Annotated in this window: 19 protein-coding genes; all 19 read right to left on the bottom strand. The window is 48.1% G+C overall.

Translation table 11 applies throughout. The features are described 5' to 3' along the window. Window positions 1-212: 212 nt before the first annotated feature. Entirely contained in the window at window positions 213-293 is an 81-nt protein-coding gene (spoVM, locus tag ACUYLD_RS06615; RefSeq protein ID WP_010345573.1) for a stage V sporulation protein SpoVM, read from the bottom strand. Between the two features lie 392 nt (window positions 294-685). Then, window positions 686-1,354, bottom strand: a complete 669-nt coding sequence (gene rpe / locus ACUYLD_RS06610; protein WP_446674653.1) for a ribulose-phosphate 3-epimerase — start codon at window positions 1,352-1,354, stop codon at window positions 686-688. A gap of 4 nt (window positions 1,355-1,358) precedes the next feature. Beyond that, window positions 1,359-2,276, bottom strand: a complete 918-nt coding sequence (gene rsgA / locus ACUYLD_RS06605; RefSeq protein ID WP_348620009.1) for a ribosome small subunit-dependent GTPase A — start codon at window positions 2,274-2,276, stop codon at window positions 1,359-1,361. Window positions 2,277-2,349: 73 nt separating this feature from the next. Further along, window positions 2,350-4,629, bottom strand: coding sequence for a Stk1 family PASTA domain-containing Ser/Thr kinase (gene pknB, locus ACUYLD_RS06600; protein ID WP_446674652.1), 2,280 nt, complete (start codon window positions 4,627-4,629; stop codon window positions 2,350-2,352). Then, window positions 4,626-5,402, bottom strand: coding sequence for a Stp1/IreP family PP2C-type Ser/Thr phosphatase (locus ACUYLD_RS06595; RefSeq protein WP_069289875.1), 777 nt, complete (start codon window positions 5,400-5,402; stop codon window positions 4,626-4,628). The genes pknB and ACUYLD_RS06595 overlap by 4 nt, the downstream gene beginning before the upstream one ends. 6 nt (window positions 5,403-5,408) lie before the next feature. Beyond that, the gene (rlmN, locus tag ACUYLD_RS06590; RefSeq protein ID WP_013310887.1) at window positions 5,409-6,449 is read right to left on the bottom strand and encodes a 23S rRNA (adenine(2503)-C(2))-methyltransferase RlmN; all 1,041 of its coding nucleotides are present in this window, start codon (window positions 6,447-6,449) and stop codon (window positions 5,409-5,411) included. Window positions 6,450-6,636: 187 nt separating this feature from the next. Continuing rightward, entirely contained in the window at window positions 6,637-8,052 is a 1,416-nt protein-coding gene (gene rsmB, locus ACUYLD_RS06585) for a 16S rRNA (cytosine(967)-C(5))-methyltransferase RsmB (RefSeq protein WP_446674651.1), read from the bottom strand. Then, a complete protein-coding gene (fmt, locus tag ACUYLD_RS06580) occupies window positions 8,049-9,008 on the bottom strand; it encodes a methionyl-tRNA formyltransferase (RefSeq protein ID WP_250239381.1) in 960 nt (319 codons plus the stop codon). The genes rsmB and fmt overlap by 4 nt, the downstream gene beginning before the upstream one ends. A gap of 6 nt (window positions 9,009-9,014) precedes the next feature. Then, window positions 9,015-9,512 (bottom strand): peptide deformylase, encoded by a 498-nt coding sequence (gene def / locus ACUYLD_RS06575; RefSeq protein ID WP_446674650.1) that lies wholly within the window; start codon window positions 9,510-9,512, stop codon window positions 9,015-9,017. 132 nt (window positions 9,513-9,644) lie between these two features. Beyond that, window positions 9,645-12,221 (bottom strand): primosomal protein N', encoded by a 2,577-nt coding sequence (priA, locus tag ACUYLD_RS06570; RefSeq protein WP_446674649.1) that lies wholly within the window; start codon window positions 12,219-12,221, stop codon window positions 9,645-9,647. Beyond that, window positions 12,221-13,525: a bifunctional phosphopantothenoylcysteine decarboxylase/phosphopantothenate--cysteine ligase CoaBC gene (gene coaBC, locus ACUYLD_RS06565; RefSeq protein WP_061829022.1), complete on the bottom strand. Its 1,305-nt coding sequence runs from the start codon at window positions 13,523-13,525 to the stop codon at window positions 12,221-12,223. The genes priA and coaBC overlap by 1 nt, the downstream gene beginning before the upstream one ends. A gap of 90 nt (window positions 13,526-13,615) precedes the next feature. Beyond that, on the bottom strand, window positions 13,616-13,819 hold the full coding sequence (rpoZ, locus tag ACUYLD_RS06560) for a DNA-directed RNA polymerase subunit omega (RefSeq protein WP_013310893.1): 204 nt from the start codon (window positions 13,817-13,819) through the stop codon (window positions 13,616-13,618). A 122-nt stretch (window positions 13,820-13,941) separates the two neighbouring features. After that, complete coding sequence (gmk, locus tag ACUYLD_RS06555) at window positions 13,942-14,514, bottom strand: guanylate kinase (protein ID WP_013310894.1); 573 nt, start codon at window positions 14,512-14,514, stop codon at window positions 13,942-13,944. A 14-nt stretch (window positions 14,515-14,528) separates the two neighbouring features. Next, window positions 14,529-14,789: an extracellular matrix/biofilm regulator RemA gene (gene remA, locus ACUYLD_RS06550; protein ID WP_005548256.1), complete on the bottom strand. Its 261-nt coding sequence runs from the start codon at window positions 14,787-14,789 to the stop codon at window positions 14,529-14,531. Between the two features lie 56 nt (window positions 14,790-14,845). Continuing rightward, window positions 14,846-15,733 carry a YicC/YloC family endoribonuclease gene (locus ACUYLD_RS06545; RefSeq protein WP_013310895.1) on the bottom strand — a complete coding sequence of 296 codons (888 nt, stop codon included), beginning with the start codon at window positions 15,731-15,733 and terminating at the stop codon, window positions 14,846-14,848. Between the two features lie 35 nt (window positions 15,734-15,768). Next, window positions 15,769-17,655 carry a bifunctional homocysteine S-methyltransferase/methylenetetrahydrofolate reductase gene (locus tag ACUYLD_RS06540; protein ID WP_446674648.1) on the bottom strand — a complete coding sequence of 629 codons (1,887 nt, stop codon included), beginning with the start codon at window positions 17,653-17,655 and terminating at the stop codon, window positions 15,769-15,771. A 147-nt stretch (window positions 17,656-17,802) separates the two neighbouring features. Then, window positions 17,803-18,825, bottom strand: a complete 1,023-nt coding sequence (locus ACUYLD_RS06535) for a hypothetical protein (RefSeq protein WP_250261034.1) — start codon at window positions 18,823-18,825, stop codon at window positions 17,803-17,805. Between the two features lie 192 nt (window positions 18,826-19,017). After that, window positions 19,018-19,851 carry a diaminopimelate epimerase gene (gene dapF / locus ACUYLD_RS06530; RefSeq protein WP_250261033.1) on the bottom strand — a complete coding sequence of 278 codons (834 nt, stop codon included), beginning with the start codon at window positions 19,849-19,851 and terminating at the stop codon, window positions 19,018-19,020. 109 nt (window positions 19,852-19,960) lie between these two features. Beyond that, window positions 19,961-22,759 (bottom strand): calcium-translocating P-type ATPase, SERCA-type, encoded by a 2,799-nt coding sequence (locus ACUYLD_RS06525; RefSeq protein ID WP_446674647.1) that lies wholly within the window; start codon window positions 22,757-22,759, stop codon window positions 19,961-19,963. Window positions 22,760-22,928 lie beyond the last annotated feature (169 nt).

The raw sequence follows: 22,928 nt of genomic DNA, 5'->3' as shown, positions 1-22,928 counted from the left end.
ATCGTTATAAACAAAAGGCACCTCGTTTTAAACGGGTGCTTTTTTGGTTATTCGAAAAGTAATATCCATCTGGTTCAGGAAAACAAAATGTCAGGCACCTTCCCGTGCGTTCCAATCTTTTACTACCGAGCTACCTATCTGTTATGCCCGGGAAGCGTGCCCTGTGTACCTCTAGCTTTCATCCTACATCCTGTGTTTACATTACGTTGAATTCAGTTTTTCTGGAATGTATTCAAAATGGCTTTAACGAATCCACCCAGAAATTTTGGCAGCTTGATTGTGTAAAACTTCATGCCTCACCCTCCCCATCATCCTCCTGCATCCGTTCTCTGTAGTTTATGCAACCTATCAAGGGTTGTTGCAAACCACAAAAAAAGGCTACATGAGAATCCCGCTCATGTAACCATATTTATGCACAACCATCCCAGGCTATACCATCAGACAAGTCCGCGAACATAGAGATATGCTGAGAGTATGAAAATAAACAGGATATAATAAAGTACGCTGCACACCACAAAACCTATTCGTAAACCACGCCGTTCATTTTTCCGAAAATAAAACAGGACAATTAGAACAGCCAAAAGTGAAAGAACGGCATTCCAAGGAGCCTTCACTAGCGAGAAGCAGCTAAGGGTCAACCCCGTCGCCATGCTCGCTACAGTCATCCACAATGCTTCGGTCAGCTTCACTTGGACAAACGTGCTGCACTGTCCCGAATCGCAGCAATAGCCGCTGCGCGGTCTGCTCTGCCGAATACCGCACTACCAGCCACCAGCACGTCAGCCCCCGCTTCAAATACGGCTGGTGCCGTCTCCTCCGCAATACCTCCGTCTACCTCGATATGTACGTCTGGACGACCCAATTCGTTCAACCAAGCACGGATTTGTCTGATTTTATTTAACGTCTCTGGAATGAAGGACTGACCTCCAAAGCCAGGATTGACCGTCATTACCAGAATCATATCCACATTTGGCAGCACTTCCTTGATCGCATATGGTGAAGTACCTGGATTGAGAGCCACTCCAGCCAGAGCGCCTTGCTGCTTGATCAAGTGAAGGACACCATGCAAATGAACACAGGCCTCAGCATGAACAGTGATGATATCGGCTCCTGCTTTTACGAAATCGCCAATATAGCGTTCAGGATGCTCAATCATCAGATGAACATCCAAGGGAAGAGTCGTGTGCGGACGAATAGCCTGAACGATAGGTGGGCCCAGTGTAATATTGGATACAAAATGTCCATCCATTACGTCCACATGAATCCAGTCTGCCCCTCCTGACTCAGCTTCCGCAACTTCACTGCCCAAGCGAGCAAAATCAGCGGATAAAATCGACGGTGCTATTTTTAACATATACTCAGTACCTCCGCTTTTTTTCTTTTAATTCCTGATAGAACTGCAAATAGCTATCATATCGTCCCTGTGAAATATGTCCTTCTTCCAGGGCCTCTCTTACTTTACAGCCAGGCTCATGAATATGGGTACAACCTCGAAATTTACATCCTTCCGCATACTGCTGGAATTCACGAAAACAGGGAGATAGCTCATCCACACCCAGCTCCAGAAAATCCAGCTGGCTAAACCCCGGTGTATCTGCTACAAATCCTCCGTTGTCTAGAGGAATCAGTTCCACATGACGAGTCGTATGTTTTCCTCGGCCCAGCTTATTGCTTATGGCGCTCGTCTCCAACGTTAACCCAGGCTCTAGAGCATTAAGCATGGAAGACTTTCCTACACCTGACTGCCCGGAAAACACGCTGATTTGACCAGCCAATAGCTTCTTAAGCTCAGCCGTCCCTTCTCCGGTACGGGCACTGGTTACCAGCACTTCATAACCGATCTTCTGGTATATTTCCTGAACGGCCAGCACGGTGTCATCCTCTGAAGGGCTGCCTTCATACAAATCGCGCTTAGTCAGACAGATAATCGTATCCAGCCCGGCGTGCTCAATATGGACTAAAAATTTGTCCAGTAAAGGCAGGTTTAAATCCGGCTCACGCAATGAAAACAGCAGCACGGCAAGCGTGGTATTGGCTACCGGAGGACGTATTAGCTCCGTCGTACGCTTTCTAATCTCCTTGACCATACCTTCCCCGTTTTCAGTCAGTTCGTAAACGACCCGATCACCAACAAGAGGCGTAATCTCTTTTTTCTTAAAAATGCCGCGTGCTCTGCATTGTACCGTAGCTTCGCCAGATACCGGACGCCCATCCTGATCCAGGCTGGAGACATAATAATATCCGCTAAGCGCCTTGACGATCAGACCTTCAGGCATGTGTAAGATGTCCTCCTTCATAATGTTCAAGTTTCATTGCGTATAGCAGGTTGAGCATCTTCCTATTGCAAGTTTACTGATGCTGAACAGCCTCAATCACTTTTTCCTTCTTTTTGTGGGAAGCGTGGCCTGGGTTGTTTTTATAACTAACCGCCAACTCACTGCGCGTCCCCCCCGTGGAATTCGTTCCAGGAACAAAGGCGGAAGGGTCACCATTACTTCCCGTGCCCTCCTGATTGTTCAAGTCTCCTCCACTATTACCACTATCATTAGAAGCTCCCCCGCTATCACCTTCCTCGCCGTTTCCACTTCCATTCTGCGAGGAAGTACCATCAGGTGTATCCGTTGGTGAAGTTCCGGCAGGCGGAGCAATTTGGGGCATCGTCACCGTTCCATTTTTCGCCTCAATATATGAGACTGGATACGTATCAATAAAGTCGCCATCTCTAAATACTGAGACAACACTGTCTTTGTTCGGAGCCATTAGCAGGTTGATAGTGAACACCTGTGTCGTATTAATCGTACGGCTTCCCCATTCCTGATTTTCTCCACGTGCATCCGTATAAGTGATACGAATTTTGCTGTTTTTCCCCTCTTCCTTGGGCGCAACAGGCACATTAAATGCCAGCGTAATCGCTTCTGGCGGGTAACCAGTACTTACATAAATCGTAATTTCCGTATTTGGTGGCAGCTCACTGCCTGCCTCTGACGGCCATTGTTTGGTTACTCTTCCTTTTTCCTGCTCATAGCTAAATTCTTCTTTAATCGAGCCAACCTTCAGTCCTGCCTTTTTGACCTCATTTTCCGCTTGACTCTGCGTCTTCCCTACGAGACTTGGCATTTTTACAGTGTCAGCTCCCTTGCTGACTGTAAGCACAACCTGGACTGAATCCTTATCAAATGGCTCATTTGCAGCGGGTGTCTGACTAAGGACGGTCCCTGCGGCCTGATCACTGAACTGCTCATTTTGCTGAATCTGCGTCTCCTTAATTTGCTGGGCGGTCAGCAGCTTAACAGCATTTTCGTAGCTTTGGCCTTTGACATCCGGCATCGGGGTGAGCGGCTTGGCAATCCCGACTTTCAGACTAATCTTAGTTCCTTCCTTGACTAAAGAATCTGCAGGATAGCTTTGATAAAATACAACTCCAGGCGCGATTCCTTCTTTGTATTCATGCTGGATTGGCTCCTCAATGAGTAGCCCCGCTTTACTGAGATTAACCTTCGCTTGGTCTTCTGTTTGTGTCAATACACCTGGTACTTTTACCTCAGGCACGACCAGTACACTTTGCACATAGTACACCACTCCGCCCATGCACAGAAGTAACACCAACACTAGTGTTACCCACAAAATCGCTTTTTTTCTATTTTTCTTGGACGATTGCTTGCTCGGAAGCTGTTCAGACTCACGCGGTTGAGCAGGTACATCATCCCCGCTAGAAGACATCCCTAATTGTTGAGGCTTAATAGCCGGAATAACCCGTGTTTGATCCTCATCATCCAAATGTGTAAACTCCAGCTTGGATTCATTACGCCGTCCCGGCAGCAAACAGGTTTCCAAATCTTTTAGCATCTCGTCTGCCGATTGATAACGCTCTTCTGGATTTTTGCGCATGGATTTTAGAATGACATTTTCCACACTTTGCGGAATCAACGGATTAATTTTACGCGGTTCCTCAAATTCCTCTTGCAAATGCTTGAGCGCTACACTAATTGGACTTTCTCCCAGGAAAGGGAGCTGCGCCGTCAGCATTTGATATAAGACAATACCTAAAGAATATAAGTCCGATTTTTCGCCGGTGACGACACCCTTTGCATGCTCAGGTGAAAAATAATGAACAGAACCTACAACAGAACCCGTCTGGGTAATGGTCGTTGACGTAACGGCTCTAGCAATCCCAAAATCGGTTACCTTAACCCGTCCATTACGTCCAATTAATATATTATGAGGCTTAATGTCTCGGTGAATAATCTGATTTTGATGGGCATGCTCCAGCGCATCACAAATCTGGGATGCAATCCGTACTGCTTCATCCACTTGCAATGGCGCACGTTCTTTAATAATCTCATTCAAATTTTTACCTTCGATGCACTCCATTACAATATAATGGATTTCATCCTCTTGGCCGACATCATAAATACTGACCACATTCGAATGCGAAAGCGAGGCCGCAGACTGCGCCTCACGCCGAAACCGGCGAATAAATTCCTCATCATGAACAAATTGCTGGCGCAACACTTTAACTGCAACATTGCGATTCAGCAAAATGTCTTGAGCCTTATACACCAGCGCCATACCGCCGCCACCGATGCGCTCAATAATTTCGTATCTTCCCCCTAGCAGGTGCCCGATCATGCGTCACACCCCTTTTCACTCAATGAAACCGTGTCATCGGGCAATTCAAACAAAGCCACAGTAATGTTATCGTCTCCTCCGGCAAGCAGCGCCAGATGTAGCAGACGATCCGCACGCTCCTCCAAAGGATTCTCTGCGGCACCTACTACTTTACTGATTTGTTCTTCCGTTACCAGATTGCTTAATCCGTCGCTACACAGTAACAGTACATCGCCTTTTTCCAGCGCAATGGAGTCAATATCCACTTTCACCTCAGAATCAGTACCCAGCGCCCGAGTCAGCACATTGCGACGGGGATGGTTCTCCCGTTCTTCCTTACTGATCTGACCGTTTTTGAACAGCTCATTAACCAAAGTATGGTCTTCTGTAAGCTGACGTACCGCTCCTTTGGATATGACATAGGCGCGACTATCACCGATATGTCCGATAATTCCGGATGCATCGTTTAGTAAAACCGCAACAACTGTCGTTCCCATATTATGATACTTGTCATCGCGTGCAGCCGTCTGGAAGATGACTTCATTGGCATGCAAAATAGCGTCGCTGAGCGCCGCCGTCAAAGAATGTGCGGATAATCCGCTCTCCAGCGTCGCCAAATCAGCGGCAAGTGTCTCTACCGCAAGGCGGCTGGCCGTATCACCGGCCAAATGCCCCCCCATACCATCGGCAACAATCCCAAGAATATAGCCTTGCTCCAAGTGCCTGATCCAGGCAGAATCCTCATTCACCGAACGTACACGTCCGACATGGCTGACATGAACTGTTTTGATCAAATGGTTTCACCCCAACTCCATATGCTTTGCACGCAACTGACCGCAAGCAGCGGCAATATCGTGACCCTGTTCACGCCGGATCGTCACATTGACGCCTTTTTCGGCAAGAATACGTTGGAAATTAAAAATATCGCTGCGTGATGTGCGCACATACTTGCGCTCAGGCACATGATTGACTGGAATCAAATTGACGTGACACAGCATGTCCTTTAACACATCCGCTAGCTCTTCAGCATGTTCTGCCTGATCGTTTACCCCGCCAATCAGGGCATATTCAAACGAAATTCTCCGCCCCGTCTTAGCAAGATAGTAACGTAGAGAATCCATAACATCTTTAAAGGGATAACGCCGATTTACAGGCATCAGCTTCGAACGAAGCGCATCATTAGGCGCATGAATGGATATTGCCAGATTAATCTGGGTATCCTCGTCGGCAAATTTATAAATATTCGGTACAATACCGCTAGTCGACACCGTGATATGACGTTGACCAATGTTCAGACCTTTTTCATGAACCATTGTACGCAAAAACGTCATGGTCGCTTCATAGTTTTCAAAAGGCTCGCCTGAGCCCATAATCACGATGCTGCTCACTCGTTCATTCGTTTTATCCAAAATTTTCTGAGCCTGTACTACCTGTGCAGTAATTTCACCAGCTGTCAGGTTCCGTTTGAGGCCTCCGAGCGTCGATGCGCAGAAAGTGCAACCAATCCGGCATCCCACTTGCGTCGTTACACAAATACTGTTTCCGTAATTGTGTCTCATAATGACCGTTTCAATGGCATGATCATCGTGCAAACCGAACAAGAATTTTACTGTACCGTCCTTTGATTCCAACTTTGTAATTTCACTAAGCGTCACAAAACTAAATTGCTCCTCAAGCTTCTCTCTCAGCGCCTTGGACAAATTCGTCATCTCGCTGAAATCATTGACCCGCTTCACATACAGCCAGTCAAAAATTTGTCCGCCACGAAAAGCAGGCTCGCCATTGTTCTTGGCCCAGTCCTGAAGCTCCTCCAGAGTTAAATCATATATAAAAGGTTTCATCAATGTTTGCACCCGTTCCTTCTTCATTAAGTTCTGTTTGATCGTAGATCGTATTTTTCATTCTTCCTATTTTAGCACAAATCCCTGGAGGGGTAAAAATTTTTCATCTTCATGCAAAAAACCGCCGGAAATGTTCCGGCGGAATGTGGAAATACTGGTGGGCAGCTGCCTGGAATTCTCTTCCGCGCTATTTCACCCGACGCAGGCGCGCGATATAAAACCCGTCGCTGTGGAAATGCTGCGGTAACAGCTGTACCGAGCCTCCCTGAATACTATCCTTTTCGCGGCTCACGTCCGGGAAGGAATGACCCTCTGCCAATTCATACTCTGGATGTTCGCTTAAAAACCGATTCAATTGTCCTTCATTTTCGTCCGGTTCAATCGTGCATGTGCTGTATACCAGAATACCACCTGGCTTCAACAGTCCCGCCACACTATCCAGCAGCTCATGCTGAAGCTGTGTAATGTCGCGAACATCCTGCGCAGTTTTGCTCCAACGCAGGTCCGGCTTACGACGAATTACCCCAAAGCCAGAGCATGGTGCATCCAGCAAAATACGGTCAAAAGAAGCTGGAGCATATCGTTCCTTCAGTTCTAGCGCATCACCAGTGACTGTTTCCACAGCATCCAGGCCAAGTCGATTAGCCTGTTCACGGATTAATTGATGCTTATGGGCATGCAGATCATTCGCAACGATCCGGCCTTGATCCTTCATCAGCTCGGCCATATGAGCTGTTTTTCCACCTGGAGCGGCACAGCAATCCAGTACCAGCATGCCAGGCTCTGGAGCGACTGCTTCGGCAACGAGCATGGAGCTTTCATCCTGTACGGACAGCAAGCCGTCCGTATACCACGAGGTAAGCGCCATATTTCCACCGCTACGAACAACAATCCCATAGGGACTAACTGCGGAAGGAACGGCATCAAGCCCTTTTGAGCGTATCTCGTCCAGCAACTGATCACGGCTGATCATTGTCGTATTCACCCGTACGCTGACCGCAGGGGGCTCATTATTAGCCTGACAAATTGCCTCAGCAGTATCTGCACCGTATTGCTTAATCCAGCGCTTAACCAGCCACTGTGGATGGGAATGTTCTAATGAAATCCGTTCCTCTGGTGACAAATCGTCAGGAATACACAGCTTGTCCGGCTCACGCAACATGCTGCGGAGCACGCCGTTGACCATACCGGAAATCCCCTGATGCCCACGACGCTTGGCAATGGTCACCGCTTCACTAACGACTGCATGATCCGGAACTCGATCCAGATACACCACCTGATACACACTCATCCGCAGCAACGAACGTACCCAAGCCTGAAGCTTGGCCGTTCCTTTTTGAACAAATTTATTCAGGAAATAATCTAGTGTATTTCGGCGTGCGATTGTACCATATACAAGTTCCGTCGCCAAACCAGCGTCACTTGCAGATAAGCCTGCCTGCTGAAGCCGACGATTTAGCTCAAGATTGCTATATGCACCCTCTTGCTCCACACCGGTCAACACATCAAGTGCAACTTCCCGCGCCGTCTGATTGCGAGTCTTGCCGGATCTGGCACCCACTCCCTTGCCTTGGCCTCCCTGGCGGGAGTGACTCCCGCTCATCCGAGCACCGTGCCTGGCTTCATCTGTCCGCCGCGTGCAAAGGTTCCGGCATCCATAACCTTTTTGCCAGCCGGTTGAACCTGAGTCAGCCAGAGAGTTCCTTCGCCTGTCTGCACCTCAATGCCACGAGCGGTCAATTGAAGAACCGTTCCGGGTGCTGGAACATTTGAGCCACTCACTTCACTGTTTATGAAAGGCTGCTCAGCAGCCCAAATTTTAAAAACATTTTCCTCCCAAAGCGTAAACGCACCGGAAAAAGGAACCAGGCCGCGAATCCGGTTGTATATCTGCTGAGCATTGTCACTCCACGAAATACGCTCATCCTCGCGGTTCAGGTTCGGGGCATAAGTTGCCTCGTCCTCGTTTTGCGGCGTACGGTCTGATTGGCCTGCCAGCAACTTAGGCAGCTCGTCCTGCAAAAGCTTTGCTCCAGCTACGCTTAGCTTCTCAAAAATCGTACCCGAGGTATCCTCCGGCTCTATAGCAACCTCAACTCGCGATATCATATCGCCAGTGTCCAGTCCTTCCGCCATATACATCAGCGTCACACCTGTCACAGTTTCACCATTAATAATCGCACGCTGGATCGGTGCACCTCCCCGATAACGGGGAAGTAACGAACCATGCACATTCAGACAGCCGAACCGAGGCAGGTCTAGTACGGACTTAGGCAAAATTTGCCCATAGGCTGCGGTTACGATCAGATCAGGACGCAGCTCTGCCACCTGAGCCACCGCTTCTGGCTGGCGCAGGCGGGTCGGTTGCAGTACAGGTAATCCGCGTTTTTCTGCCGCTTCCTTGACTGGTGTAGGCGTCAATATTTTTTTTCGTCCCTGTGGCTTATCAGGCTGTGTAATCACACCAACCACGTTATAACCGTTGTCCAGTAACATGTTCAGCGATGGCACTGCAAACTCAGGCGTACCCATAAAGATAATACGAATGTCTTGACTCATCGAACCTCACTCTCCTATCTGACGGTTCGGTCCTGGCTGTTCCAGCGCAACCTCATATACTTTTTCTGCAATATCCGTGAACAAAATTCCATTTAAATGGTCAATTTCATGCTGAAAAGCACGAGAAAGCAACCCTGTCGCTGTAACGGTAATGGTTTTACCCTCGCGGTCCAGTCCCTTGACTGTAACCTTCTCGGCACGACGCACATCCCCGTTCAACCCTGGTATACTCAGGCAGCCTTCAGGACCCAATTCCTCCCCTTCTTCGGCCACGATCTCTGGATTGATCATTTTAATCAAACCATGCTCATCTCCAGCATCTACAACGATGAGACGCTTCAAAATACCTACTTGCGGAGCAGCAAGACCTACACCCTCCGCTTCATACATCGTATCTGCCATATCGTCGAGCAGCTTTTGCACGTTAGGCGTAATTTTAGTGACTTCCTTTGCTACTTTGCGCAATACGTCATCCGGCTCCAACACTATAATTCTAATTGACATGACAACAGAACACCTTCCTCTTTATGCTTCATTTAGGCCTAACTGTATTCATCACAAACGCGACTGCTACATTATCCTATGTACGGACGGCTTGTCCGCATTAATTGTGCTAATAACTTTTGTGGCAACACTCTACATAAGCATTTGCGGATCAACATCCAGACTAATCAGCAACTTTTGTGCCTGTGCTGATTCGGCCATTTCATCAGCTACTTGCTGAGCCAAACTAATCGCATCGATATTTCCACGCCATTTTATCATACATTGAAATCGGTATCTATTCTTGATTCTCGAAATGGGTGAAGCTACTGGTCCCAAAATGTCGAGTACATCCGATGTAAGACGATCCATATTCCCGAACCATCCCCGTTGTCTGGCTCGTCCCTGTAGTGTTGCTGAATAATTCTCAGCCAGCCGGACCAGCACCGGGAGTTGTTCATGAGAAAAGGTCACCAAAATAAGACGACAATATGGTGGATAGTGCAAATTGCGGCGGTGTTTCAATTCTTCCCTCACAAAAGAAGCATAATCATGGCGACTTGCGTGAATCACCGAATAATGCTCTGGAGTATAGGATTGTACAAATACTTCCCCTGGCAATTGATGTCTCCCAGCACGTCCAGCTACTTGTGTTAACAGTTGAAAAGTCTTTTCCGCGGCCCGAAAATCCGGTAAATTGAGAGCCAAATCCGCAGTAATGACACCAACCAGTGTCACATCGGGAAAGTCCAGGCCTTTGGCAACCATTTGAGTACCGAGCAGCACGTCCGCTTTTTTATCACGAAATTGCTTGAGGAGCTTTTCGTGGGCATTTTTTTCTGTTGTTGTATCAACATCCATTCGAACAACACGTATACCGGGGAATAGCTTCGCCAGCTCTTCTTCCACTCGCTGGGTACCTGTACCAAAATAGCGAATATGCTCACTACCGCACTCAGGGCAAGTCTGAGGCACGGGCTCGGAATAGCCACAGTAATGGCAACGTAAATTGTTCGACCGCTGATGATACGTAAGCGAAATATCACAATGCGGACAACCCGCGACATAGCCACAGCTACGGCACATGACGAACGTGGAGTGCCCACGCCGATTCAACAGGAGTACCGTCTGCTCCTTACGCTCTAACCGCTCTGCAATTCCATTATGCAACGCACGGCTGAACATAGAGCGGTTGCCAGCACGCAGTTCCTCACGCATATCCATGATATGTACTTCGGGTAACGTGTTCCCCAATGCGCGAGTTGGCATTTCAAGCAGCAACGGCGCAAACTCGTCGTTGCTTTGTGAGCGAGCCGCATAGTAGCTTTCCAGCGACGGTGTAGCCGAGCCGAGAATAACAACAGCCCCATGCTGATGGGCTCTGCGAATGGCGACATCACGCGCATGATATTTAGGTGTCTCTTCCTGCTTATAGGACGTTTCGTGCTCCTCATCCATAATAATAAGACCTAACTCACGAAAAGGCGCAAATACTGCCGAGCGAGCACCAATCGCCACTTTCACACGGCCTTCGCGTATTTTGCGCCACTCATCGTACCGTTCCCCCCCGGACAACCTACTGTGCATCACTGCTACCTGATCGCCAAACCGGCCTTTAAAACGCTCAACCATTTGTGGGGTTAACGATATTTCAGGTACCAGCACAATGGCCTGCCGATTCTGCTCGATACAACGCTGAATCGTCTGTAGATAAATTTCCGTCTTACCGCTCCCTGTGACTCCATGCAACAAATAAGCTCCTTGCTCACGTGTGTCCAGCTGGCGAATAATCCGTTCATATACTGACTGCTGCTCTGCTGTGAGAGGGAGTGGCTCTGTAGGCTTGAAGTGTCTGCCCCGGTAGGGGTCGCGGAACACTTCGACTTCCTCCAGCAACACATAGCCCTTATCTTCCAGCGCCTTAACCGTTGCAGCCGAGACACTCAGTGAGGTCATGACTTCCTTCAGCGACAAAGGCAGAAACTCGCTACGTTCCAGCAAAAAAGCAAGTACCTCCCGCTGACGCTGTGCTTTGGCAGAAAATTGCTCCAGTGCCGTTGATGCCTCGTCTATGCCAATAGCCAGATCAACGGATTTCATGGTCTTTTTGCCAAGTTTGTCTTTGATAACTTGACTTTCCTGAAGTACACCCCGGCGTAACAGGGATTTAATAACCTCCGCTTCCTCAGGGAAACGTCGACTGAGTTGCTGCAATGGGACTTGCTCCTTCTCCTGAATGAAGCTAACAATCCGACGCTCCGTCGGATCACTCATACCATCGTCGGTCAGAAGTGCCCATTCGAGTTCATCGCCCTGATTCGGTTGTATAGTACGTTGTGGATGCGTTAACTCATGCTGTTCCGCAATTGAGATATAACGTTCTGCTTTGCCCTTGAGCGCGGTAGGAATCATCACTTGCAGTGCCATAATTTGATTACAAGCATAACGTTCGCTCATCCATTTGCCCAGTTCGACTAGGTCGGCAGATAAGGGTGGTACCAAATCCAGCAGTTCCTGGATCGCTCTCATTCTGTATTTCGGTGGATCATCAGCTGGGACTACCGAGATGACAAAAGCCTGCACCGTCCGTTTGCCAAATGGCACAGCTACCCGACTACCCGCCTCAATCCAAGGTCTCATTGAGTCTGGTATCAGATAATCGAAGGTGCGGTCCGTATCCTTGGCAGGTACATCGACAATGACCTTGGCAACTAAATTGCCCGTCTCCATTAATGCAACACCCCACCCATGCGTCCCGCGGCTATAGTAAGCAACTTACGCGCGACTTCTTCCTTTGACTGTACAGGAATACGCTCTACGATCCCGCTTCGGTCATAAATTTGAACAGCATTCGTATCGACGCCAAAACCAGCACCATTCACAGTTACATCGTTTGCCGCGATCAAATCACAATTTTTACGTTCTAATTTATCTATCGCATACGTCTCCAAATGTTCGGTTTCAGCTGCAAAGCCAATTAAAAATTGATGTTTCTTACTCCGTCCGAGTGATTCTAAAATATCGACGTTCTTCACTAGCTCTAGCGTAAATACACTATCTTTTTTCTTGATCTTGGTCTGTGCAATCTCACGTGGTCGATAATCTGCAACTGCAGCAGCCATAACGACCATATCGCTCGTTTCCCATTGCTTTAATACAGCGTCGTACATGTCTTCAGCTGACTGGACTCTTTCAAGCATAATACCAGTAGGCGGTTCCGCGCTGGTATTGGCAGCAATCAAGTGCACCTCTGCACCCATCTCCTGAGCCACTTTTGCAATGGCAAAGCCCATTTTGCCAGATGAATCATTTGTGATATAACGTACTGGATCAATTCGCTCGATCGTGCCTCCAGCCGTTACAATGACTTTTTTGCCTGAAAGCACCGATTCATTCTCATTCACAAGTGACTCAGGCATTTGAGCCTCCATAGATGCGTCACCAAACCATCGTGGTTCAGACTTGATGGTGGTTTTTTGTTCCTGAGCTTGCTGATCAAAAAAACGCTCTATGGTTTGCACAATTGTGTCCGGCTCTTCCAAACGTCCTTTGCCAACGTAACCGCAAGCCAGTAATCCTTCACCAGGCTCAATCATCTTCACGCCACGTGATACAAGCGTCTCCATATTTTGCATGACTGCGGGATGAGTGTACATATGTACATTCATCGCAGGTGCCACCATAATAGGCGCTGTTGTAGCCAACAACGTTGTAGACAGCATATCATCAGCAAGACCATGCGCCATTTTCCCGATAATATTCGCAGTTGCAGGAGCAACAAGCACCAAATCAGCCGCATCCGCCAGATGAATATGGGATACGACTGATGGCTCTCTTTCATCAAATGTGTCACTGTACACCGGATTACGAGAGAGCGACTGCAGCGTAAGTTCGGTAATAAACTCCTTGGCAGAGGCCGTCATAATCACATGAACATCGGCGCCCTTTTGCGTCAACCTACTACACAGCGCTGCCCCTTTGTAAGCAGCAATTCCGCCAGTTATACCAAGAATAATAACTTTTCCCTTCAACATCGTTAACTCCCCCTGACCTAAAAAAATAACAACCTTGCGGTTGTCAAAGGAATTGGCATTGCGCCCGGTTATAATAGTTGTGTATAATTCTTACTCGTCTTCGCCGCTTTCAAGACGCAGATGATCCGCGTAAATCTCTTCCAACGCCACTCCAACCTGTTTGTGGGATTTAGGATTCTTGAGAGTCGTCTTTTCACCCTCGCGCAACTGTCTGGCACGACGTGAAGCCGCTACAACCAACGAATACTTACTATCTGCCTTTTTCATCATTTCATCAATGGAAGGATACAGCACGAATAGACACCTCTTCATGTAGTTTTGGGACTGTATAAGCTGAACTCCAGTGTACACCTTCAAGCTCAGCTTATACAGTATTATTTCTCTTTAAGTACGCTTGGCATATGTAAAGCCCTCGTTTAAGGATGAACCTTACAATGTTCGGCGATAATAATGGATTCTATTCGTTTACAAGCGAAATCAATCTCATCATTGACGACCGCATAATCATAGTGACGCAACAAATTCATTTCATCCACAGCTACCGACATACGGTGGTCTATGGTCGCTTGAGTTTCTGTGCCCCGTCCCCGGATTCTATCCTTTAATTCGTCTAGCGAAGGCGGAAGCAGAAAAATGAATATGCCTTCTGGAAATTTTTCTTTAACCTTTAGCGCTCCCTGAACTTCAATCTCCAGAAAAATATCTTTTCCCTGCGCAAGGGTCTGATCTACAAAATCACGTGGAGTACCATAATAGTTCCCTACATACTCAGCATACTCCAGCATTTCATCTCGTTCAATCATACCCAAAAATTCTTCACGCGTTTTAAAAAAATAGGTCACTCCATCCTGTTCGCCTGAACGAGGTGTTCGAGTTGTAGCAGAAACGGAGTATGTTATCTCTGGTAACTTGTCACGCAATGCGTTGCCTACCGTCCCTTTACCGACACCCGAAGGTCCGGATATTACAAATAATAATCCCTTAGCCATAGTACACTCCATTTTTATTCGTCATTGTCATCATCTTTAGTGGATAGGCGATGAGCGACCGTCTCCGGCTGCACCGCAGACAGGATTACATGATCACTGTCTGTAATAATAACAGCCCGCGTCCGGCGGCCATAGGTAGCATCAATTAGCATATGACGGTCCCTGGCTTCCTGTATAATCCGCTTGATCGGAGCAGACTCCGGACTGACGATGGAGATAATTCGGTTGGCCGACACGATATTGCCGAAACCAATATTGATCAATTTGATTGCCATATTCAGGTCTTTCCCCCTATACATGTGACTCTTGCAGCCGTGCCGCTACCAGGTAGCTACTCAATATTTGCAGCCTGCTCACGAATTTTCTCGAGCTCTGCTTTCATCTCAACGACCAAATTAACCAATGTGAGATGATTAGCCTTGGAGCCGATCGTGTTGACTTCCCTGTTCATTTCCTGGATTAAAAAATCTAATTTGCGACCGGCCGGCTCGTCTGACAGCAGCAATCCCTTGCACTGTCCAAAGTGACTTTGAAGCCGGGTAAGTTCCTCGTCAATATTGCTGCGATCCGCGAATAACGCAATCTCCATTCCGAACTTATGTTCATCAAGCGTAAATGAACCGTCCTGAAGCTCTTTAAGCCTGTGTTTCAGCCTGTTACGGTAGTCGCTCACAACATGAGGAGCCAGCACCGTCATTTCATGATGCAGAGATTCCAGACGTAAAATACGGGATTCCACATCTTGCGCCAAATGCCCGCCTTCTCGTCTTCTCATCTCCAGTAAACCTTGCAAAGCTTCATTCAAAGCCCGCTGTAGTTGCTCTTCCCAGTCCTCTTCATCTCCATGGCAAGCCTCTCCAGGCTCACCCAGAACGTCAGGCAAAGCAAGAATATCGCTTATCCCTAACGTTCCTTTCACTCCATAACGATCCGCCAGCTGCTCCGCTGCATGCAGGTAAGCCTGCACCACAGTGTCATTCAACCGCGCGGCGGGCATCTGTTCTTCATCGCGTTCCCTGTGGATGAAGACATCGATACGACCGCGTTTAATCTGCTGTTGAACCGTTCTTCTCAAGCCATCTTCGTATCGAGTCCATTCGCGCGGAATTCTCATCATCACTTCGCAATAGCGGTGATTCACCGATTTCAATTCCAAGCGCACTTTATAGCCCTCATAATGAAGGATGGCTTGACCGTATCCGGTCATACTCAATGACATCGGCATCACATCCATTATACTATTGTAATTGATTATTATAGTCGAAACAAGGGGGCCTGTGCACGGCCTGATTTTTGCCATACGTAAGAAGTCAGTTCAGCTGTCATTTCATAGAACATAAATGGAGTCATAAAATAGATACCATTAAAATGTTCCATTGCCGTATCAAGTAACTCCTTGGCAATAGACACGCCCATTGCTCGTCCTTCCGGACCCTCAAGACCAGACATACGTGCACGTACCTCATCGGATAACTGAATCCCTGGTACTTCATTGTGCAAGTATTCTGCATTGCGCCCACTAGCCAGCGGCATAATACCAATAAAAATCGGTACTTCCAAATGTCGTGTCGCTTCCGCGATGGCTGCAATCAACTCGTGGTCGTATACGGGCTGAGTCATAACATAATCGGCTCCGGAGGCAATTTTCTTCTCCAACCGCTGTACGGCTTTACCCAAATGCTTGACATTAGGATTAAATGCGGCACCTACCACAAAATTAGCTTTCTGCTTCAGTGGCTTACCGGAAAATGCGACACCATCATTTAATTGCTTGATCATGCGTATGATTTCAAAAGAGGTCATATCATACACCGAACTGGCGCCTGGCAAATCACCGAACCGCGCCGGATCTCCAGTAACCGCCAGCACATGGTCAATACCGAGCGCGTCAAAACCCATCATGTGGGATTGAGTACCAATCAGATTGCGATCACGACATGCTATATGAATTAATGGGCGCAAGCCTGTTTCAATACTGACCAAATGTCCAAGCGCCATGTTGCTCATGCGAGTGACTGCAAGCGAGTTGTCAGCTAGTGTAAGCGCGTCGGCCCCTGCTTTCTTCAATGCATGAGCACCTTGCATAAACCTTGTAATGTCCAGATCGCGCGGAGGATCCAGTTCTACAATGACTGTATGTCGTTCCTTAACCAGATCCACAATATTGGGCTCGCTGGTATGTCTGCCATTTCCTCGTTCCTCTTCATCTGCAATCTGCTCTGCCACTTGAAAGGACTCTTTCGACAAAGCTTCTTTTGAAGCCAGCGGAGGCGGTTGCAAACGGTTCAAGGCTTTGGAGATAGCTGCAATATGCTCCGGTGTAGTTCCGCAGCAACCACCGAGCAGCCTCGTCCCCAGGTCTACAAAGGACTTGGCACATTCTCCAAAATATTCAGGTGATGCACCGTATACATAGTGACCGTCCACATAATCTGCTAGTCCCGCATTCGGATATACGGACAGCGGTACAGACAAAGGGCCGTCCAGCTGCTCCATTACACTCATAATTCCCTGCGGACCCGAGTGACAGTTAAATCCAAGGATGTCTGCCCCCTCATTACGCAGCACCGAAAAAGCTTCCGCCACTAAAAAACCATCCTGGGTACGACCAACCTGATCAACTGCAAACTGACAAATTACCGGAATGTCACTGTATTTACGTACACTGTGAAGCGCAATGCGTATTTCATCCAGTGAATAAAACGTTTCGCACAAAATGCCGTCGACTCCTTCGGAGAGAAGGGCATCAATTTGCTGCTCATAGTTTCTTGCCAGCTCCAGCTTTGATATGTTAAGCCGTTTGCCCCCACATATGGAACCCACCGCACCTACCACATAATGTTCAGGTCTGGCCGCAGCTCTGGCAATTCTCACACCGGCACGATTGATCTCTTCTACCTTAGATTCCAATCCAAACCGGGCTAACTTATAATCATTTGCAGAAAATGTATTAGTCTCCAGCAATCGAGCTCCTGCACTTAAATATTGACTATGCACGTCTGATATAACGTCAGGCGAAGTGATGTTCAGTTCTTCGAAAGACGTATTTACTGGAAATCCTAGCTGGTATAAAAAAGTCCCCATTGCGCCGTCTCCGACAATAATTTCACGATTCAGCACAGTACGCAAATCCGGTTTCATGTCCTCTGCTCCACCCCGCTCTTTATTTTCATACTAATGTAACATAAAGAGACTACAAACATAAGCCAAAAACAAAAAAAGCCGCCCCATTCCACGACAATATGATATCAGGAGTGAAGCGGCTTAATTTATCTTTTCTATTTCCTACTACATTTTCCCATCGGAAGAATGGATAGAGTAAGCGTAAAAAGTCCCTTTTTTATTCACTTTAGCCACAATAGAATCCGTTCCCTTTTGCTGCTTGGAGAACGTATATTGATTCCCTTGAACTTTCACTTTATAGCCGGTCAAATTGATATGAAACAACATCTGAGCCTTGGGCTTGACTAGCTTCAAAGCTTCTGAGGCAGTATATTTCGGGCTTGCAAATGTTTTTTTGAAATCTGCGTCATCGTTCCAGTCTACCCCATAGGTGGATACGGCCAGCACTTTACCGGTTACCGCGCTAATTTTGACCTCACTCGCCTCGTTTGCATCCTCAAACGACCAGTATGAAAGTCCCTTCGTCTCGTCCTTGTACCGTGAAGCGTGCTGTACCTTGATTCGCTGTCCACTCACACGCTTAAATGTGTTCATTGCACGGTTCAGTAACACAGGGTCCACCTGCTTCAGGGCATAGTCCGCGTTGATGGTAATAGCGTTACCTCGATCCACATCCACATACAACGAGGAAGCTTGTTCTCCTGCACCCCAAAACACCCAGTAATTTGAAGGCTTGTTGGACTGATAAGGGGATTTGACCCGCCAAAATGCTTCAAATTGCAGAGGACGCTTGCTGTCAAACGCTTTGGCGCCGTTTAGCACTTTCGTCTTGAGTGGCGCGTTCATCGCCTTTCCCAAGCTGCTTATTTTATATCGTATGGTTGTAGAATCCACTCTGTTTTTTTCTTTATTATATTCTGTCTGCAACGTAGCAGTTCCGTCTTCCAGTTCGCCCTCTACAATCCAGGTTTTCCCCATATCTGTCACATCGTCAAATTGAAATGCTGTCTTTGAACCAATGAGTTCTTGCACCGCTTTTTCTAAACGGCTTACCACTGTCGGAGTTAGCGAGCCAACCTGCTTGTCCGTCGTTTCCGCGGCAGCAGGAATGGTCGCCGCCTGAACCGGAAGCGCGGTGGCTACAAATATGAGGACTGCAACTGCTGAAATCCAACGAAATTTCCGCACTATGAACGGCCTCCTTATTGTTTTTTCATTTTCTATATTATACATCGTTCAGGCGCCAAAAAAAGACAGAATATTGCCTTCTTCATCGTATTCCTTGTATACAGGGGCATGTAAGTCCAAAAAAAGAAGACCTCTAAGGTCTTCTTTTCACTCACTTCTATACTATTCATAGGCCAGTTACACGCTATCTTTTCAGAACAGACGACCTTCGTACACGATCTCAGCCGGGCCCGTCATATATATGTGATTATCTTCCTCGCTCCATTCGATATCCAGATCGCCGCCCTTCAGGCTTACAATGGCGTGACGGTCGCTGTATCCGTTTAGTACAGAAGCAACAAGCGTAGCACAGGCTCCGGTTCCACAAGCTAGCGTTGGTCCGGCTCCCCTCTCCCATACTCTCATATCTATATGCTTCCGGCTACGTACCGTGGCGAACTCAACATTTGTTTTTTTAGGGAACAACGGATGGCATTCCAGCTTCGGCCCCCAGGCTTCCAGATCAAAGCTTGGCGCATCCTCCACATAAATGACACAGTGCGGATTCCCCATAGATACAGCCGTAAAGCGAAAACCACTTCCTCCAGCTTCAATAGGCTCGTTAATTACGCTAGTCCGCTCTAGTGTAGTTGGAATTTTCAAACCCTCAAGAATCGGCTCTCCCATATCTACCTTCACCATACGAACAAGTCCGTTCTCTACAGTTAGTTCCACCTGCTGCACACCTGCGCCCAGGGTCTCGATCGTGATCTGTTCACGGTTGATATGTTTACGGTCATATACGTATTTGGCAGCACAACGGATAGCATTACCACATTGCTCGGCCTCCGAGCCGTCCGAGTTAATGATGCGCATGCAGAAATCCGCTTTTTCTGACGGCAATATATATACCAACCCATCGGCGCCAACACCAAAATGTCGATCACATAGCCGAACAGCTAATTCCGAGGCGTCAGACGGCAAATCCTGATGCCCAAACCAAACGATAAAATCATTACCTAGACCGTTCATTTTTGTGAATTCCATAGCTTACCTCCGCCGTTGCTGCTGATATCATGTTCCTCATAAAGCTTTGATCCCATGATATCATACAGGGCAATAGTGGGAAAGCGATGCGGTATGCATGACCCGATTACTAGGCTGAAAACTTCGTACGTCCTGCTGAAAAGTGTGTATTTCCGCCGCGACGACGGTTGCGTCGACCGCCCCATACACTTCCCGCTCCCATAAGAAACGTAGGAATCCCGGCTGCCACAATGGATAGCGCCCACTCACGCAATCCAAGCGGTACCGTTTTGAAAATAGGTTGCAGCACAGGCACGTACATAACCACCAGCATTAGCACTACGGAGGAGAGCACGGCAAGCACGAGATAACTATTTTGAAACGGATTACGATGGAAAATAGAACGGGAACTGCGGCAATCAAATACATGAATTAACTGTGCCAAGACTAGCGTAGCAAAGGCAACGGACTGTGCTTTGATCAATTGTCCTGCGTCATCCGGTGCAATACGTAATGTCAGCCAGAAGGCCGCTAGCGTACATAAACCAATCAACAAGCCACGACTAATGATTTTCCAGCCCAATCGACGAGCAAAAATATTTTCCTTTGCGCCACGAGGTTTGTGCTCCATAAGATCCTTTTCTGGCTGGTCCACCCCCAGAGCCATCGCTGGTAGGCCATCTGTTACCAGATTCACCCATAAAATCTGGATCGGTAACAAAGGTAATGGCAGCCCGGCCATCATGGCAAAAAACATCGTCAAAATCTCACCAACATTGGAGGCGAGTAGATAACGGATAAATTTACGGATATTCTCGTAAATATTCCGTCCTTCCTCAATTGCGGCTACAATGGTTGAGAAATTATCATCACTCAGAACAAGCGCAGCCGCTTCTTTGGTCACGTCCGTCCCCGTAATGCCCATGGCAATACCGATGTCCGACGCCTTTATCGCTGGAGCGTCATTGACACCATCTCCGGTCATGGCTACGACATGTCCGCGTCTTTGCAGCGACTTAACGATCCGTAGCTTGTGCTCCGGCGAAACTCGTGCATACACAGAGACGGCATCAACGGCTTTGTCCAGCGCCGCATCATCCATCGCAGACAATTCCTGTCCTGTCAACACATGGGATCCGCGCTGAAGAATGCCCAGCTGCTGTGCAATGGCCTCTGCAGTTGTACCGTGATCTCCGGTAATCATCACAGTGCGAATGCCAGCACGACGGCACTTGCCAATGGCTTCGCGAACCTCACGACGTGGCGGATCAATCATGCCTGTCAGCCCAATAAAGATCAGCTGTGCTTCAGCCTCCTCAACCGTGGAGACACGCTCATGCGAGCGGATATCACGGTAAGCGACACCAAGTACACGTAGCGCCTCCGAGGCCATTCCTTCGTTAGCCGCCAGTACCTTTTGGCGCAGCGTACCCGTTAACGGAACGACATTTCCTTCCCATAAAATATAGGAACACTGACCCAGCAGTACATCCGGGGCACCTTTGGCAAAGACAATGTGTCCTCCCTGGTGGCGTACGAGTACCGACATTCGCTTCCGATCCGAGTCAAAGGGAAATTCTCGCTCCCTTGTGTACAGCTCATATAGCCCTTGTCGCGTGACTCCGCCCTTGGCAGCTAACGTGATCAGCGCTCCTTCCGTCGGATCACCCTTCAGCTCCCAAACGGCGGACGGCGTCGGCTCTTTGGTTTTCTTTTTCGAACGTAGCTCCTCTGTATCGGCTTGAACAATTTCCGCATTGTTGCAAAGCACACTGGCTTGCAGCAGTCTACGCAGAGATTGTCCGTTTTTAAGATCGGCAGGAAGGTCTCTATCCATAATATGCCCGTGTGGGTCATAGCCCTCTCCCGTAACTCCCCAGAAACGACCGTCCAGCCATAGCTTGGTGACTGTCATTTTATTTTGGGTCAGAGTACCCGTTTTGTCGGAACAAATGACAGATGCACAGCCGAGCGTTTCAACAGAAGGCAGCTTACGCACAATCGCCTTTCGTTTAATCATACGCTGCACACCCAATGCGAGCGCAATCGTCACAATAGCTGGCAACCCTTCCGGTATAGCTGCCACAGCCAAGCTCACTCCAGCCAAGAACATGCTCATGGCTGGCTGTCCATGTAAAATGCCTGCTACGACAACGAGCACCGTTAGCGCCAACGCTACGATAATCAAAATTTTGCCCAATTGCTCCAATCTGTGCTGCAACGGTGTCTCCTGCGACTCCGTATTTTCAATCAAGTCTGCGATCTTACCCATTTCGGTACTCATACCTGTACGTATAACCATTCCTTGTGCGGTTCCTCTGGTCATCATCGTGCCCATAAAACCGATGTTTTTTTGATCCCCGAGTGGTACTTCGGCGGCATGAATAGGGCGGCAATGCTTACTCACCGGAACTGATTCACCTGTCAGGGCGGACTCCTCTACATCACAGCCGTTCGTACTCAACCACCTTACATCTGCGGGAATGCGATCACCACTTTCCAGCAGCACAATATCACCCGGCACCAGTTCTCTGGCCTGAACTTGAATTCGTTTGCCGCCCCGCAACACTTTGGCGGTTGGGGCCGACAGTTGTCTCAAAGCTCGCAATGAACGCTCAGCTCTGAATTCTTGTACAAAGCCGAGAATTCCATTCAGTACAACAATAGCTATAATGGTGATCGCGTCCAAATATTCGCCAAGCAGTCCGGATATCAGGGTCGCTCCCATCAATACAAGCATCATAAAATCCTTGAACTGATTGAGCAGCAGCAAGATTGCCGAAACTCGCTTCCCCTCGCTCAGCTCATTCCATCCTGACCTTTCTCTTCGTTCCGCAAGCTGTTCCTCCGAAAGACCCTGCTTCGGGTCGACTTCCAGACTTGTTGAAAGCTGTTCATTGCTTAATTGGTGCCAGTGTGCTTGTTCCATTCTCCCCAATTCCCTCCCGGTCAGATAGTCCGTTTCCGTCGGTTGTGCGTAGGATGGCTGCCCGTTATTATATTTTTGTGCCGCGATTGCTGATAAGCTGGACAGACTTTCTAGATTCAATCTATTCGGACAGGACCTGAAATATCACAAAGCCGCTTAAGTTTTGTCC

The organism is Paenibacillus sp. SER-28 (genome assembly GCF_052906305.1).
The sequence above is the reverse complement of the archived record's forward strand: the minus strand, read 5'-3'. Positions and strand labels throughout refer to the sequence as shown.